This is a genomic window from Amycolatopsis sulphurea (assembly GCF_002564045.1).
GTDB classification, from domain to species: Bacteria; Actinomycetota; Actinomycetes; order Mycobacteriales; family Pseudonocardiaceae; genus Amycolatopsis; species Amycolatopsis sulphurea.
In genome coordinates this window covers 4170021-4186305 of sequence record NZ_PDJK01000002.1, presented here as the reverse complement: position 1 = coordinate 4186305, position 16285 = coordinate 4170021, and the positions used below count along the sequence as shown (strand labels likewise).

Annotated in this window: 14 protein-coding genes; 8 read left to right on the top strand and 6 right to left on the bottom strand. The window is 68.0% G+C overall.

Features of this window, described 5'->3' with window-relative positions; all coding sequences use genetic code 11:
• Positions 1-5: 5 nt before the first annotated feature.
• On the top strand, positions 6-716 hold the full coding sequence (locus tag ATK36_RS25375) for an HAD family hydrolase (protein ID WP_098513782.1): 711 nt from the start codon (positions 6-8) through the stop codon (positions 714-716).
• On the opposite strand, the gene ATK36_RS25370 is transcribed toward ATK36_RS25375, so the two are convergent.
• Complete coding sequence (locus tag ATK36_RS25370) at positions 706-2100, bottom strand: N,N-dimethylformamidase beta subunit family domain-containing protein (protein ID WP_211291949.1); 1395 nt, start codon at positions 2098-2100, stop codon at positions 706-708. The genes ATK36_RS25375 and ATK36_RS25370 overlap by 11 nt on opposite strands.
• A 79-nt stretch (positions 2101-2179) precedes the next feature.
• On the opposite strand from ATK36_RS25370, the gene ATK36_RS25365 reads away from it, so the two are divergent.
• The 5 genes from ATK36_RS25365 to ATK36_RS25345 are packed head-to-tail and all read left to right on the top strand — an operon-like array spanning position 2180 to position 8154.
• Positions 2180-3025 (top strand): class I SAM-dependent methyltransferase, encoded by an 846-nt coding sequence (locus ATK36_RS25365; protein ID WP_098513781.1) that lies wholly within the window; start codon positions 2180-2182, stop codon positions 3023-3025.
• Positions 3022-3828, top strand: coding sequence for a glycosyltransferase family 2 protein (locus tag ATK36_RS25360; protein ID WP_098513780.1), 807 nt, complete (start codon positions 3022-3024; stop codon positions 3826-3828). The genes ATK36_RS25365 and ATK36_RS25360 overlap by 4 nt, the downstream gene beginning before the upstream one ends.
• Complete coding sequence (locus ATK36_RS25355) at positions 3819-4574, top strand: GNAT family N-acetyltransferase (protein ID WP_098513779.1); 756 nt, start codon at positions 3819-3821, stop codon at positions 4572-4574. Before ATK36_RS25360 ends, ATK36_RS25355 begins: the two co-directional genes overlap by 10 nt.
• A complete protein-coding gene (locus tag ATK36_RS25350) occupies positions 4571-6571 on the top strand; it encodes an NAD-dependent epimerase/dehydratase family protein (RefSeq protein ID WP_098513778.1) in 2001 nt (666 codons plus the stop codon). Before ATK36_RS25355 ends, ATK36_RS25350 begins: the two co-directional genes overlap by 4 nt.
• The gene (locus tag ATK36_RS25345) at positions 6568-8154 is read left to right on the top strand and encodes a hypothetical protein (protein WP_141544534.1); all 1587 of its coding nucleotides are present in this window, start codon (positions 6568-6570) and stop codon (positions 8152-8154) included. Before ATK36_RS25350 ends, ATK36_RS25345 begins: the two co-directional genes overlap by 4 nt.
• Here ATK36_RS25345 and ATK36_RS25340 read toward each other — a convergent pair.
• The 5 genes from ATK36_RS25340 to ATK36_RS25320 form a co-directional block, all read right to left on the bottom strand.
• Entirely contained in the window at positions 8115-8969 is an 855-nt protein-coding gene (locus tag ATK36_RS25340) for a GHMP family kinase ATP-binding protein (RefSeq protein WP_170069898.1), read from the bottom strand. The genes ATK36_RS25345 and ATK36_RS25340 overlap by 40 nt on opposite strands.
• Before the next feature lie 241 nt (positions 8970-9210).
• A complete protein-coding gene (locus tag ATK36_RS25335; protein WP_098513775.1) occupies positions 9211-10041 on the bottom strand; it encodes a carbohydrate ABC transporter permease in 831 nt (276 codons plus the stop codon).
• Positions 10041-10988 carry a carbohydrate ABC transporter permease gene (locus tag ATK36_RS25330; RefSeq protein WP_098513774.1) on the bottom strand — a complete coding sequence of 316 codons (948 nt, stop codon included), beginning with the start codon at positions 10986-10988 and terminating at the stop codon, positions 10041-10043. Before ATK36_RS25330 ends, ATK36_RS25335 begins: the two co-directional genes overlap by 1 nt.
• 4 nt (positions 10989-10992) lie before the next feature.
• The gene (locus ATK36_RS25325; protein WP_245915146.1) at positions 10993-12261 is read right to left on the bottom strand and encodes an extracellular solute-binding protein; all 1269 of its coding nucleotides are present in this window, start codon (positions 12259-12261) and stop codon (positions 10993-10995) included.
• Between the two features lie 586 nt (positions 12262-12847).
• A complete protein-coding gene (locus ATK36_RS25320) occupies positions 12848-13615 on the bottom strand; it encodes a methyltransferase domain-containing protein (RefSeq protein ID WP_211291948.1) in 768 nt (255 codons plus the stop codon).
• Positions 13616-13944: 329 nt separating this feature from the next.
• Between ATK36_RS25320 and ATK36_RS25315 the strand changes: the two genes are divergently transcribed.
• Entirely contained in the window at positions 13945-15267 is a 1323-nt protein-coding gene (locus ATK36_RS25315) for a trans-sulfuration enzyme family protein (RefSeq protein ID WP_098513773.1), read from the top strand.
• Between the two features lie 3 nt (positions 15268-15270).
• Complete coding sequence (locus tag ATK36_RS25310; RefSeq protein ID WP_098513772.1) at positions 15271-16284, top strand: OsmC family protein; 1014 nt, start codon at positions 15271-15273, stop codon at positions 16282-16284.
• The last annotated feature ends 1 nt before the right edge of the window (position 16285 follow it).

Here is a 16285-nt window from a genome sequence, read left to right as displayed (position 1 = left end):
CGGCAATGATCCGGGGCGTCGTCTTCGATTTCAACGGCACACTCGCCCGGCTCACCAGCTGGGGGATGCCGCACCAGGACGTGTTCGTCCGGCACGGCCTGCCCGAGGCCGGGCTCCGGTGGGGCGACCGCAACGACGCGGGGCCGGCCGACGGTGAGGTGCACCTGGCGCCTTCGCGCAGCCGCGAGGAGTACCACCGCTGGGAACTGGACCGGCTCAGTGCCCGGGCTCGCCGGTGCGGCGTGCCGGAGGACCGGCTGGCGGCGCTCGTCGCCGACCTCGACCGGGAGACCAAGACGTTCACCATGGCGCGGTACGACGACGTGCTCGGCGTGCTGACCGAACTGCGCCGCGACTACACCATCGCGGTCTGTTCCAACTGGTACTGGAATCTCGACGAGGCGATCGAACAGGTGGGACTGGCCGGGGTGTTCGAGACGATCGTGCCCTCGGCCCAGGCCGGGATGCGTAAACCCGACCCGCGCATCTTCCGGCACACCCTCCGGCTGTGCGGGCTGCAGCCGGAGGAGGCCCTCTACGTCGGGGATCTGTGGGTCCCCGACGTAGAGGGGCCGCTGGCCGCGGGCATGCGCGCGATTCACCTGTGCCGGCCGGACCAGGCGGTGGTGGAGGATCCGCCGCCGCTGCGGCCGGGGGTGTGGCGGGCCGCGGACATGGCCGGGGTCGCCGACCTGGTCGGAGGACTCAGATGCTGAGCCGGTCGAGGACATTGCGGGTGACGCGGTCGAGCGCCGCGTCACCCCCGCGGGCCACGATCATCGGCCAATCGGTCGTCGCCGCGGTGAACACGGTGCCGTTGCGGGTGTGGACGCCCATGGTGGCCGCACGCGGGCCGGTGCCGCCGGCCTCCCGGGAAACGCAGTTCCAGTGCCCGGCGCGCAGATCGAAGAAGTCGTCGTGGACCGGCTCCAGGACCGCGATACCCAGGATGAGAAAGGAATCCGGGGTGCCGTCGGTGCCGGTAGCCCGCGCGACGCCGTGTTCGTCGTAGGCGAAAGCGGCGCCGTCGCACTCGTACCCGATCAGCGGCAGGCCGGCGCCGAGCGCGGAGCCGGCCCGCAGCCCGGTGCCCTCGAACACCCAGTGTCCGGGATGCTGCACGGTGAATCCGGGGCAGGGCCGGTCGGCGGGCCACCCGCCCGGCCACTGCCACATTCCGCCGTTGCGGAAGCTCACGCCGGTCAGGGTGTTCTCGGGCCGCCCGGCGCCGTCCGGTGCCCACCACAGGTCGGTGGCGGGCAGGTGCGGGTACTCGTCGCCGACCGGGTGGTCGGTGTCGGTCACGAACGCGGTGTCGCCGTCCGTGAGATGCACCCGCCACCAGCAGGTGTTGGCGCTGAAGAAGGCGACATTTCCGCCCCTGCCGACGAAGTCCTCCACCGCGTCGCGCATCCGCTCGGTCCAGTACTCGTCGTGTCCGACGCTGAGCAGCAGCCGATAGGAGGACAGCAGCGCCGGGCCGGCATGCAGATCGAGATCGGTGCAGAAATCGACCTGGTAACCGGAACGTTCGAGCCAGGCAATGAAGGGGGCGTCCCAATACGCCACATCTTCGATATGGCCGGGACGGCGCATACTCACCTTGTGCCCGCGCGGGGTGTATACCGGATTGTCGTACAGACTGCTCGCGCGCTCGATTCCGGGCGCGTCAGAGCGGTTGTAGGCGTGCCGGGTGAACGTGGACCTCTTGTAGAGAATCCTGTTCTTCCCCGGTACCCTCGGCCGCAAGACGAAACACAGCTTTTCAAACCCGGTGAGGTCGTTCGTGTCGTAATCACCGGTACTGTCGGACGTCACGAGGAAGCCGACATAGAGGCCCGGCCGCCACTGCACCGGAATGGTGAACGGATGCGCGGGCCAGCGCCAGTCCACCGTGGGCGAGGCATGGCCCGCGATACCGTCCGGATGCGCGGGAACACGACCCTGGCTGCCCGGCAGCCAGCCGGTGGTACCGGCGAACTCGTGCTCGGCGCCGATCCGGTGGAAATCGACCTTGAAGAACGGGGCATCGGTGGAGACATGGATATCAAGCCGCCCACCGGCAGTGACGCTCTCGTGCGACAAATAGCCCTCGATCACACACAACTCCGTTCGGTTCCGGAAAGGACATGGCAGCAGCATCGTGCCATGGCTGACTCCACTACACAAAGGGGAAAAAATGGCGGATCGGGCACGCGTCCGGGAACTCATGCTGGGCGTCGAAGGGCTGGCGCTGATGCGCAGCGCAATCGACGGAAACGACGACTTCATCGCGGCCCGGATCGAGGAGATCAGCAAGATAGCCGCGCCGGACACGGCCGCGATTCCGCCGGAAGAGGCATTGTCCGAACTCGATGTCGCCACCGGTTACCGGGTCTGGTCGGAGAACTACGATTCCCTGCCCAATTTCTTCCTGACCGCCGAAGAACCCGTCGTGGACGGGCTGCTGGCCGGCCTGCCCCCGGGACGGGCCCTCGACGCGGCCTGCGGAACCGGGCGGCACACCACGGGCCTGGTCGCCAGGGGCCATGAGGTCATCGGGGTCGACCAGTCGCCGGAGATGATGCGGCGGGCGAAAACGAAGGCACCTTCGGCCGAGTTCCGGATCGGCGACCTGGAGCGGCTCCCGGTCACCGACCACACCGTCGACCTCGCGGTGTGCGCGCTGGCGTTGTCCCATCTCAGGGACATCGGTCCGGCGATCGGCGAGTTCCGGCGGGTCCTGCGCCCCGGCGGGCGGCTGATCGTGACCGAAGTGCACCCGATGATGGTGCTCCTGCAGGGGCCAGCCCTGTTCTGTCACAAGCCCGGGGAGCTGGCGTTCATCCGCTACCACGCGCATCTCGCCAGTGAATACCTGGCCGCGTTCGCGGAGCACGGCTTCGCCGTCCGGTCCTGCCATGAGCCGCTGTTCGCCGGTCCGCTGGCGCCCGGCGGCTACGAGGAGCTGATCCCCGAAGCGGCGAACGCGGCGTGGGCCGGTCTTCCGGTGGTCGTCGTCTGGGAAGCCGAGGCGATCGAATGACCCCTGCGGTGAGCTGCCTGATGATCACCCGGGATCGGCCGGCGCTGGCCGCCAGGGCGATCGGGTGCTTCGCCCGGCAGCGCTATGCCGCCCGCGAGCTGGTCATCGTCAATCAGGGCGGCGCCGAGTACCGAGCCCGGCTGGCCGATCTGGCGCGGGCGCACGAGATCAGCGACGTCCGGATCATCGACGCCGATCCCGGTCTGCGGCTGGGCGCGCTGCGCAACATCTCGCTCGACGCGGCCGAGGGCGATCTCGTCTGCATCTGGGACGACGACGACTGCAGTCACCCGGACCGGCTGGCGGTCCAGGTGCGCGAGCTGCTCGGCAACGACGCGCACACCTGCTTCCTCAGCGACCATCTGCAACTGTTCGAACAGGACGGAAGCCTGTACTGGATCGATTGGACCCTGCCGGAGCCGAAGGCCCGGTTTCCGTTGCTGCCCGGCACCATGCTGATGACCAACGACCGGCGCTTCCGGTACCCGGAATCAGGCCGCTACGAGCATTTCGGCGAGGACTGGGGCGTGCTGATCGAGCTGCACGAGCAGGTCCGGGTGCACCACATCAGCGGCCACGGCCACCTGTATCTGTACAGCTACCACGGCGAGAATACCTTTCCCCTGGCACACCACCGGAAGATCGGGATCCGCGCCCGGCCGCACGCGGCGATGTCCGTGCTGGAGCCGGAGATCCGGGCGGCGATGGCGCACTACCCCGTGCCACGGCCGGTCCTGGTGCACGGGGCGGAAGGACCGATGTACTCGATCAGCGAAGGCCCCGGGGAGGACACATGGCACTGAAGACGGTCGATTACACGGAGCGGCCGGATCTGTGGAAACGGATGCCCGAGCTGTTCGAGGGGGTCTGGCCGGAATACAATCTGCACGGCGACGTGATCCCCGGCTATTGGGATCGTTTGCACGAGCTTTTCGGCAATTATCAGCTGGTGTCGCACGATCCGGACACCGACGACGTGCTCGCCACCGCCCGGGGAATTCCGTGTCGATGGGACGGCAGCCACGAGAGCCTGGGTCCAGGGCTCGACGCCGCCATCGTCGCCGGTTTCGCCGAGCACGACGCCGGGATCGCCCCGAACACGCTGTGCGCGCTGGGCATCGAGGTGGCGCCCCGCCACCAGGGCCGGAAGCTGGCCACGACGATGCTGGAAGCGCTGCGTTCCACGGCCCGCGCCGCCGGTTTCGGCCACGTGATCGTCCCCCTTCGGCCGACGTGGAAGGACCGCTACCCGCTGGTGCCGATCGGCCGTTACGCGTCCTGGACCCGCGAGGACGGGGCCGCGTTCGACCCGTGGATTCGCACTCACCTGCGCGGCGGCGGGGTGGTCGCGGCGGCCATTCCGGAGTCGTCGCTGATCACCGGCACCATCGCGGAATGGGAGTCGTGGACCGGCCTGAGTTTTCCCGAAACCGGCGATTACGTATTCCCGCACGGCCTCGCGACCGTGCGGATCGACAGGGAGGCGGAAATGGGCACCTATTGGGAGCCGAATGTCTGGATGGTCCACGAGTCCGGGCTGTCGCGATGACCGCCGGGACGCGGCCGCCGCGGCTGGGCATCGTGGGCTGCGGCGCGGTGACCGAACGGTGTCATTTGCCCGCGCTGGTCAGCGGGGAGCCGTTCCAGCTCACCGTGCTCGCGGACAGCGCCGCCGAGCACGCGGCGCGGGCCGGTGCGCGTTACCGGCAGCTGCGGGAAGCGAAGGGCTTCGATCCCGGTCCCCTGCCGTTGTGCACCCAGGACATCAGCGCGGCACTCGACGAGATCGACGTGGCGATCGTGGCAACGGGGCCTGCGTCGCACGCTTCGATCACCGCGATGCTGGCGCGGGCGGGCAAGCACGTGCTGCTGGAAAAACCGGTCGTCCGCACGGTGGAGGAATGCGCCGAAGTCCGGGCGGCGGCGCTGGCCGGCGGTGTGACGGTGGTGCCCGCCCACGTCCGGCGGTTCTTCCCGGCTGCCTACTGGATCAAGCAGAAGCTGGAGTCCGGCTGGTTCGGCACGGTACGCCGGGTGCGCTGGCGCGAAGGTGCGGAGTACGGCTGGCCGGTGCTGAGCCCGTTCACCTTCGATGCCAAGGCCGGCGGCGGGGTGCTGACCGACCTGAGCCCGCATGTGGCCGATCTGCTCACGCACTGGTTCGGCACGCAGATCGAGCTGGTGCGCTGCACCGACAATCGCGCCGGAGGTGTGGACACCGAGGTACGGCTGGAATTGCGGGCCGGCGGGGTCGACATCGACATCGAGCTGAGCTGGTTGCGCCGGGTGGAGAACCAGATCACCATCGAGGGCTCTGCCGCGTCGGTGAGCGTGGGCACCGTACGGACGGCGGATTACGTCGCACGCGATGCCGATGGCGCCATCACCGACGAGGGCGCGGTTCCGGCGCTCGGGCCATCCCAGCTCACCCGCGACGGGCTGTTCCATCGGCAGCTCGTCGAGTTCGACCGGGCGCTGCGCGGGGAGGACACTGCGGTCGCGACGCTGGCCGAGGCCGAGATGGGCGTCGAGCTTGCCCATCGCTGCCAGGCAGAACGGGTGTCGAGCCTGCCCCGTCCGTGGCAGACCTCGCGAAGGATCGCGTCACGGGGCTCGCGGCGGGTCGCGGTGACGGGTGCGACCGGATTCATCGGCGCGCAGGTGGTGGACCTGCTGCTGCGGGACGAGAAGACCACTGTTGTCGCGTTAGGACGGTCGCTGCCGAAATGGGCCAGGCTGGCGCATTGGGACAGTGAACGCGTGGAGTTCGTGCGTCCGGACATCCTGGAGGCGACAGAGCTGGCCGACGCGGTTCAAGGCTGCGATACCGTCGTGCACACGGTCTACGGCAGCGACAGCGACCGGGCGCGCCGCTGGGCGGTCAGTGTGGACGGCACCAAGGCCGTCGTGGCCGCTGCGCGGAAGGCCAGTGTGCGCCGCCTGGTGCACGTGAGCAGCATGAGCGTCTACGATCCGGCGGCCGGACCGGTTCTCACCGAGGATTCCGCCCTGGTCGCCGCCGAGCCGGACGATCTGTCCTATGCGCACCAAAAGCTCGCCGCCGAGCAGGCAGTGCTCCAGGCGACCGACGACCCGATGGAAGTCGTCTGCGTGCAACCGACCGTGGTGTATGGCCCGGGTGGTCCACTATGGACTGTCCGGCCGCTGCGCAAGCTGCCCGAGGACAACTCGTGCCTGCCCAGCGAAGCAGGCGGTGTGTGCAATGCGGTGCATGTGCACGATGTCGCGGAAGCGGTCGTCTTCCTCGCCGAGGCGGATGGGGTGAACGGCCGGAGGCTGCTGCTCTCCGGACCGGAATCCGTGGCGTGGGGCACCTTCTACGACTACTACCGGGACATGCTGCGCCTGCCCCGGCATTACCTCCCGGACAACGCGGCGTGGCCGGAGGCCGATCGGAAGTTCTACGCCAGCCCGACCACAGTGGACACCAGCCGTCTGGCAACGCTGGGCTTCCGCCCGCGATTCGGCTTGGCCGAGGGCATGGCCCAGGTCGCGGAGTGGGCGTCCTGGTCGGGGCTGGCGTGACCGACCGGTTCGTGCTCAGCGGTTCGGTGCTGACTCATCCTTCGCGGGGTGAGGCGGCTATCCGGACCGCTGCGCAGGCCCCGCCCGGTGCGCTCACCGTGGTCACGGATCCGGAGCCGACCGGGCCGCCGACCGCCGTGCGGACCATGGTGGCGGCCTGCGAGTCGATCCCCGCCGGCTCGACGCATCACCTCGTCGTGCAGGACGACATGCTCCTTGCGCCGGGCCTGTTCGACCGGGCCAGGGCAGCGATCGCGGCGATGCCCGGCGCCGCGCTGGCTCTGTTCTCGCTCTGGGACTCGCGCAACGGCGGCGCGGTCCGGCTGGGTGCGTTGGCCGGCGTGCGCTGGGTACGCGCGGTCAATGAATACACTCCGTGCGCGGCGCTCATTCTGCCTAGCGCGGTCGCCGCCGGGTACGTCGGCTACGTCCGGCAGCGGTGGGACGCCTGGCCCGAGGACATCCTGATGCACCAGTACCTCCGGGCGGCCGGGGTGCCCTGCTTCGTCAGCGTGCCGAACCTCGCGGAACACGACGACCCACCCAGCATCGCCGGAAACGCGTTCCGTGGACCGCGCCGCTCCGCGTGTTACCGGCCGCACGACCGTCCCGGGCAGGAGGACCGACGGCTCGACGCCCTGCCTGCGGTGCCGTTCTTCAAGAACGGTGTGGCCCAGTGCGTGGTCCGGGTGCCGCACGCCGACCCGCCTCGCTGGCTGCACCTGGAGACCGAACCGTACCTGTCGGGTCTGGGCGCGCGGCAGCTGACCGCTCCTCGGGTGCGTGGCCTGGATCCCGTTGCCGTGCAAGGAACCTGGCTGACCGCCTACGCGCTGGGGGTCCTGACCAGAGACGCGAACGGCGAGGTCGATCGCGGGGTGGCGGCTGAGGCTCTGCGCACCATCGGGGCCGGGGGAATCAGCAACAGTACGCCCCCGCAGGTGATCCGTGAGGTACAGGATCAGCTCGCCGGAGTGGCCGAGCGCGGCCTGCTCGCGGGCCACGAAGCGGAGCTGCTCCCCCGGCGGACCAAACCGGAGATCACCGTGGAGGGCGCGGAAAGCACCCTCGGCGAGCATCTCGTGCAGGCACTGACCGACCGTGGACACCCGGTGACCGCCTCCACAGTGGACGAACGGGACACCGTCGTCGTGCGCCATGCGGGCGGGCGGCTGCGGCTGGATGACCGGGAACTCTACGGGCCCGGGTGCCCGGCGGATTCGGTGATCGGGAAGCTGGTGTGGGCCTCGTTGCGGGGCAAGCCCATGCGCATTCCGGACGGCGCCCCCGCAGTGCTGCGGCCACGGCATGTCTGGGACCTTGCCGAGGCCGTCAGCAGCGCCGTGGACGGCCATGGGGCGGGTGGCATCGAGTCACCCGAGATCTCCGTCCCCGAATTGGCCGAGATCATCGCGCAGGTCGTCCGGCCGGTGCCCATTCACGATGAGCGAGCCTGTCCACCACCGGCCACGCCGGTGCTCGCGTCGCCGCGGTGGAAGGCGGAGTTCCGTTACCGGCTGCACCATTTCGCGCAATGGCTGGCCTATGAAAGCGAGGGCGCCGGCGCGGCCACCAGCACCTGAACGCCGGGGTAACTCTGCTGATAGGCGGCACGTAGTGCGCTGGTGAGCGCGGGCACGTCGGCGGTCGCGCACACGCCCACCAGCGCCCCTCCCCCACCCGCGCCGCTGACCTTCAATGTCATCCCGGCGGTCTGGTACGCGCGCACCCGCAACTGTTCGAGCAGTGGCGTGGACATCTGCTGACAGTCACGCATCGCCTCGTGCGCGGCGGCCATACCGGTACTCACCATTTCTAGATCCTCTTCCTGGATTCCTTTCCACACGACGCCGGAGGCGTCATCCGAACGCGCGAGGTATTCGGCGAGCACCGGATCTCCGGCGGCGCATTGCGCGCGCACCGACCTGATGTGATCCGGCGTCGATTTCGGCGTCCCCGAGTCGATGACGACGACCGACCATTCCGCCGGAAGACCGATCCGGCCGCCCACCTCGGGCAGACCGGCCGGGCGGCCGTGAAACAGGGTGACGCCGCCCAAGGCGATCGCGAGATGATCCATGCCACCGCCGTTGCAGATGGCGAATTCGAACTCATAGGCCCATTGGATCACCTGGTCCCGAGAGATCCCCGACGCGGCAGGGACGAACACTGCGAACAGGCCGAGGATCAGGGCGGTGGACGAGGAAAGCCCGCTGGCGAGCGGAGCGCGGCTGGTCACCCGCACCGGTGGCGGCTCCGGCGGCAGCGCCGGAATCCGTTCCTTCAGGAAGGTCCAGATCTCGGCCGACCATTCGGTGTTCCCACCGCTCTCGGCCAATTCCACCGTGGTACACAGATCGAGGGCGACGCACACCGACCGTCCACCCAGCCAGTCCAAGTCCTCACCCGACAAACAGGCTCGCACCGGACGCGCCACCCGGGAAATACTTTCCGTCCGCATGTACCCGCCCTTTCAAATCCCCGCCGTTTCCCATGATCAACCTAGTCAATTCCCGCCACCCCCGGCAATATGGCAATCGGGTAAGCCGGCGGCGCCGTGAAGGGACCCTTCACAGCCTTTGAGTCCGTGAGGGGACCCTTCACAGCCTTTGAGTCCGTGAAGGGACCCTTCACGGACTTCAGCCTTTCACGGCTCCGGCGGTCAGGCCGGCGACGAGATTGCGCTGTACCACCAGGAAAAAGATCAGCACCGGCAACGTGAACACCGTCGACGCCGCCATCGTCCCGCCCCAGTCCGTGCCGAACTGGGTGTGGAAGCCCGACAGCCACACCGGCAGGGTGAACTTGTCCTCGCTCTGCATGAACGTCAGCGCGTACAGGAACTCGTTCCACGCCGTGATGAAGCCGAACACCGAAGTCGCCACCAGGCCCGGCCCCAGCAGCGGCAGGGTCACCCGGCGAAACGCCGACCACCGTCCGCAACCGTCCACCATGGCGGCCTCCTCCAGGTCCGCCGGGATGCCCCGGATGAAGCCACGCAACGTCCACGCGGTGAACGGCAGGGTCGCGCCGAAGTAGACCAGGATCAACCCGGGCAGGCGGTCGAGCAGGTCCAAGTCCCGCATCAGCAGGTACATCGGGATCAGCAGCGCCTCGAACGGCGCCATCTGCGCGACCAGCACCAGCAGCACGAAACCCTTACGGCCACGGAAACGCATGCGCGCCAGCGGTACCGCCGCCAGCAGCCCGGCCACCAGCGCGCAGGCCACCGCACCCAGCGCGGCGATCACGCTGTTGCCCAGCGCCGTGGTGAATCCGGCTTTGCCGATGCCGTCCAGGAAATGCCGGAACGTCACCCCGAACGGCACCAGATCGTAGCTGTCGGACAACAACTGGTCGCTCGGCTTCAGGGCCGTGCTGATCATCCAGTAGGTCGGGAAGGCGAAGAACGCCGCGGCCAGCACACCCACCGCGGACACGACGACCTTCTTGACACCGGCACGCGGCATCACTCCGCCTCCTCGGCACGCAGCATCAACCGCAGGTTCTGCCAGGTGATCGCGACCAGCATCAGCGTCATGAGCACGCTCACCGCGGCGGCGATGCCGAAATGGCTGGTGGCGATGCCCTTGATGAACTGCAGCACCGGCAACGTCGTGCTCCCGCCGTCCGGGCCGCCCTGCCGGATCGCCCACACCTGCGTGAACACCTTGAAATCCCACAACAACGACAGGAACGTCACCACGTTGACCAGCGGGCGCAAGGCCGTCCACGTCACCGAGCGGAACGCCTGCCAGCTGCTCGCCCCGTCCAGGCTCGCCGCCTCGTACAGCTCACCCGGCACACCGAGGATGCCCGCGTACAGGGTGAACGCCACGAACGGAATGCTCTGCCAGGCGATCAGGACCATGATCACGGCCATCGTCGACAACCCGGTGGAGAACCAGGAGTACCCGGCGAACGACGGAAAACCCAGCTGCACCAACGTCTTGTTGAGGATCCCGTAGTTCTGGTCGAACATCCACTGGAACACCGTGGTCGCCGCCAGCATCGGCATCGCCCAGGCCAGTACCAGGCTCACTTGCAGCACACCGCGCACCACGCGATGCACGTGTCGCATCAGCAACGCGACGAGCAACCCGCCGAGCACGCTGGTGGACACGCACGCCGCGGTGAACAGCAGGGTACGCACCGTGCTCTGCCAGAATGCCGGGTCGGACAGAACCGCGGTGTAGTTGTCCAGGCCGTTCCAGACCGTCTCGCCGCTGACCAGCTGCGCGAGATCCGATTGCCGGAAGCTGGTCAGCACCGCCGACAGCACCGGGTATCCCACCAGCGCCAGCACCGTCACCGTCGCGGGCAGCAGGAGCAGGTAAGGAAGCCTCCGCCGCCATGGCACGTGGGGACGCGTTGCCGACGGGGTGATCCCCACGCCGGTGTCCGTAGTCGCCGTCATCCGCTCAGCTCGAACTCGTCAACGTCTTGGTGATCGCGGAATCCGCGTCCGACACGGCCTGATCCAGGCTCTTCTTCCCGGTCAGGTACGCGGTCAGTGCCGATTTCAACGGGTTGTCGGCCTCGACGGCCGTCCATCGGGGCGTGACCGGGGTGACCTTGCCGTCCTTCGACGCGGCCACCATCGCCCGGCCCACCGGGGTGGCCTGCAACGCGGTGGTGTCGGTGGAGGTGCCGGGCACCGAGTCCGTGGCGGCCAGCTGTGCCTGGTACTTGGCGCTGGTCTCGATCTTCAGCCAGTCCTTGGCCAGGTCCGCGTTCTTGCTGTTGGCCGGGATGGCCAGGATGGACCCGGCCTCCAGCACCGGTGCGGTCTTGCCGGCCGCGCGCGACGGAATCGGGAAGGCGCTGAACTTGTCCTTCAGCGACGGGTTCGACGCGATCACCTCGGCCAGATCGGAACCGAAGCCGATGAAACTGGCGGTGTCCCCCTTGGCGATCACGTCCGACTGCTGCGGGGTGGCCTCGTCGGTGTCCTTGGCCGCGGTGGTCCCGGAGGTGTCGACCAGCTGCTTGTAGAAAGCGAAGCCGGCCTTGGCTTCCGGAGTGTTCAAAGTGGACCGCCAGGTCCCGCCTTCGTGGTGGGCGAGATCCCCGCCGTGATCCCAGATGAACGACAGCAGCGCGTACCAGTTCTGGCCGGGCAGATACAGCGGGTCCACGCCCGGCAGCGCTTTGAGCCTGGCCAGATCGGCCAGCCATTCGCCGGCGGACGCGGGCGGCGCGGTGATGCCCGCCTGCCGGAACAGGTCGGTGCGGTAGACGACGACCCGGCTGGCCGCGTAGAACGGCACCCCGTACTGCTTGCCGCCGTAGGCGCCGGATTCCTTGAGCGTGGGCAGCCATTGCGGGCCGTTGAACTCGCCGACCGAGCCCGTGAGGTCCTGCAGCGCGCCTTGGGAGGTGTACTGCGCGTCCTGGGTGGTGCCCAGCTCGATGATGTCCGGGCCGCCGCTGCCGCGGGTCAGGGCGGTGGTCAGTTTCTGCCCGATGCCGTCCCATTGCTGAACCTGATAGTCGACCTTGACGCCGGGATGGGCGGCTTCGAAGTCCTTGCCGATCGCGTTGACCGTGTCGTCGGGCACCGGGCCGCTCATCAGCCAGACCGTCAGCGTCCGGCCACCGGCGCCCCCCGGCCCGCACCCGGCGGCGAGCACCACCACGACCACGCCGATCGCCGCCGTGAGCCAAGCCCACGTCCTGCTACGCCGCACTGCTCCGCCCTCCCGCCTCGGCCAGGGCCGACCACCGTCACCGGGCCTGGCACGGACCCATTTTGGTGCAGACCAATGCGAACAGCGTGTGCTGAGCGGCACATGATGTCAAGCAGGTACCGGATTGTCACAGAGTCACCCAAGATTGATCCGGGAGGGTGATCACACGAAAAGCGGTTGAAAAATATCGATGACTACTGGCGGACGGAGCGGGTCCATGAGGTAACACTCAGGGTGTCGGCAAAGTCTGTGAGGGACCCTGCGCAGACGGCGGAGGTCCGTGAAGGTCTGTGAAGGGGCCCTTCACAGACTCAGAGTCCGTGAAGGGCCCCTTCACAGACCCGAGACAGGTCCGGCACACAGCGCGAGGTGGTCGCGTCTCGAATACCTCCGCATCGTCCGTTGCCGGGCGCAATAGATCGAGATGGCAGGCGCCGTCGATGATGACGCGGCAGCCACGGCTCACTCTCTGCTGATCAAGAGTCCTCGACCGACTTTGCCGGGACCCTGAGGGAACACTGGGTCTTTTGTTTATGGATAAGACCTTCCAAGTTGCGAAATTGTTTGAGTCAGCCGGCGTGCCCACTCAAAAGCGAGTACCGACGAGCTGGCACAGACGGGCCATCTGCCGGTACGGATCGCGATCGCTCAGCGCCAGCTCCAAGCGTTCCAGATCCGCGTAAAAGACCGGATCCTTCTTACGGTCGTCGTCGGCGATGTAATCGCAGACGTTGCGGATTCCGTAATGCGCGGTGGGTGGGCAGTTCACCTCGGACATCGCAGCGGCGAGGTCGGCGGCGGTGAACAGGGTGACGACGGTCCCGAAGGTGGCGGTTTCGAGCTGGTCGCTGTCGAGGGCGGCGAGTGCGGCGGCCGGATCGAGTTTGCGGACCGCGGTCACCAGTGGAACCGAATGTTTGTTGATCGCCATGACCGACAGGAGGCCGCCTGGCCGGAGTGGCCGGACCGCTGCCTCGAGGGCTTCCTGGACGGAAGAGACGTACTGCAGCACGTTATGACACAACACGACATCAGCTGTTTCGGCGGACATCCGCAGAAGGTCCGACTGCACGCACGTCACCCGGTCGCCGACGCCGGCCGCCTCGGCGCGCTGCTGCGCGGCGGTCAGCATCTCCGCCGAGTTGTCCACGATCCGTACCCGGTGACCGGCTATGGCGAGAGCCACGGCATCGCCACCGTCACCGCCGCCGACGTCGAGCACATCCAGCGGGGCGGGGCCGAGGTGACGCCGCAGATTCGCCGCGGCCAGCGCGTACCGCAGCCGCCCCCACGGGCTCTCCTGCCACTGCTGCCAACCGGCCATGCCCTGGTCGAAGGTATTCGCTTCCTGCATCGGGACACCGTAGCGGGCCTGCCCTACGGCGGCGAAACCACGAGCGGCGACGGCCCGCGCCCCTTTCGGGTAATCGTGGCCCTATCCCATCCCTCGGCCGATGGAATCGTCTGGCAATTCGGGCTGTCACGCCCGCGCTCAGGTCACCTGCCGGGACGGCAGAGTGGCTCGTCCGAGGCATTGCCGACGATTTACGACGATCCGGAGAAACCACCCGCTGTCCTGAGCCGATCGAGTGGGCATATCCGGCGCCGGTTGACAGCTTCGCCAAGTGTGGCACTATTCGTAAAACGCATCTTCGCAGGCTATCCGGATGCACAATCATCCGGATGCACAAGGGGGAATCGTTGCCCGGTAACAAACGTGTCGCCTTGGGGTTCGACAAAACGGGCGGCGAAACGAAGTGGTTCGACGAACTCGAACGCAAGCGCAGCCGCGGTCCGGTCACCGAGCAGAATCGCCTGATGTCGCGCACACTTTCTCCGGAAACGCTGGCCGTGCACGCGGGAACCTATGAGGACCCGGTCACCGGCAGTGTCGGCACGCCCATTTTCCAGACCAGTACGTTCCTGCTCGACGAGCTGAGCTATCAGGCATTCGACGACGGCTCCTTTCGCGATGTCCCGATCTACACCCGCTACGGCAACCCCAGCCAGTGGGCGGTCCAGGAAAAGATCGCCACGCTGGAGAACGCGGAGAGCGCGGTCGTCACCTCCTCGGGTATGAGCGCGATCGCCGCCACCGTCTACGGCCTGACCAATGCGGGCAGCCACATCATCTCCGCGCACGATGTCTACGGCGGCACCTACAACCTGCTGCGCGAGGACATGCCCTCGGCCGGGCGCGAGGTCAGTTTCGTCGACCCGACCGACCTGGCGTCGGTCGCCGCGGCCATCCGCCCGGAAACGCAGCTGCTGTTCTTCGAGACCCTGACCAATCCACTGCTCAAGATGATCGATCTGCCCGCGCTGGCGAAGCTGGTGGCCGACGCCGACGCCCTGCTGGTCGTCGACAATACGTTCCTGTCCCCGGTGAATGCCCGGCCGCTGGAGCACGGGGCGACGGTCGTGGTGCACAGCGCGACGAAGTATCTCAGCGGGCACAGCGATCTCACCGCCGGCGCGATCGCGGGCCCGCGGAAATTCCTGGACCGCATCTGGAGCCAGACGATGCGGTTCGGCGGGACGTTGGAGCCCTTCTCCTGTTTCCTGCTGGAACGCGGGCTGAAAACGCTGGCCATCCGGATAGCCGCGCAGAATCGCAATGCCGAGAAGGTGGCCCGTTTTCTCAGCGGGCATCCCGCGGTGCACCGGGTACTCCACCCCACCTGCGGAACCGTGCCCCGGCCGCCGATCGATCTTTCCGGCTATCCCGGGTTCGGCGGAATGGTCAGCTTCGAGGTGGCCGGTGGCGACGCGGCCGCTTTGGCCGTCATGGGAAGGCTGGAGATCCCGTACGTCGCGACCAGTCTGGGTGGCGTGGAATCACTGGTCAGCATGCCGTTCAATACCTCACACAGTTCACTCACCGCCCGGCAGCGCAGCGCGATCGGCATCAATCCCGGATTGATCCGCTTCTCGGCCGGTATCGAGAACGCGGGCGACCTGATCCGCGATCTGGCCCAGGCACTCGGCTCGCCGGACGGAGCGTGAGAAATGCGCAACAGCTTCAACACAGCCAGTTTCAGCGAGGTGGTGCACGAAACGCGGACCGACCCGGCCGAGGCGCACTACCGCTATGGGGCCGAAGCGGAGTGCTCTCCGACCAGGGGGCTGACGGCCCGGGTCCGGCCGGCGATCCTCGGCACCGTCAAATCGGCCCGCCGGTTCGAGCGGCCGGTGGCGCCGCCGGGCGTCGTGGTGCCGACCGGGGAACCCACGCCGATGGAGCTGGCCCTCACCGGAATCGGTTCCTGCACCTTGAAAACCCTGATCGGCGGCGGCAGCGCACGCGGCGTCGAGTTCGAGACGGTCCGCCTCGGCATCGAGCACGGGGACGGCGTCGGCTACGCCCTGGACATCGAATCGGACGCCTCCCCGGAGCTGGTGCGGGAGCTGATCACCCAGGTGGAGACCTACAGCCCGAACCACCGGACCGTCGTCGAGGCCATCCCCGTCACGGTGCGGTTTCCGCGGGCTGCCTTGCAGTTCAGCGCCGCGGAGTTCAGCGCCGAGGAGACCGCGATGCGCCGGTTGCGGTGGATCAGCGGAACGCAGTTCGTATCCGAGGGCGCCCGCGATTCCGCCGACGTGCTGCGGGTCGACCAGCCGAAACAGCTGGCCGGCGTGGACTGGGGGCCGAACCCGCAGGAGTACCTGCTGATGGGAATGGCCGCCGACCTGGCCAACGCGCTGGCCGATCAGGCGGGCGTACCCCCGCTGACCTGGCGGGTACGCGCGGACGCGCGGGTGGACGTGCGAGGACTGCTGCAGGCCGATCCGGCGGCGCCGATCCCCCTGCAGGACGTCCGGTGCACCGTGTCCGTGCTATCGGCGGAAAGCGAGCCGGCTGAAGCGGCGCTCCGCACGATCGTCCAGGAAGCCATCCGCCGGTGCGCGGTGATCCGGCTGTTCGCGCAACCGCACCGGATCGCCGTCTCGCAGCTCCGGCTGTCCGGCCTGGCTTCGGAGGAAGACCGATCCGCCGGACCGGTCCTGGCGAGGGGATGAG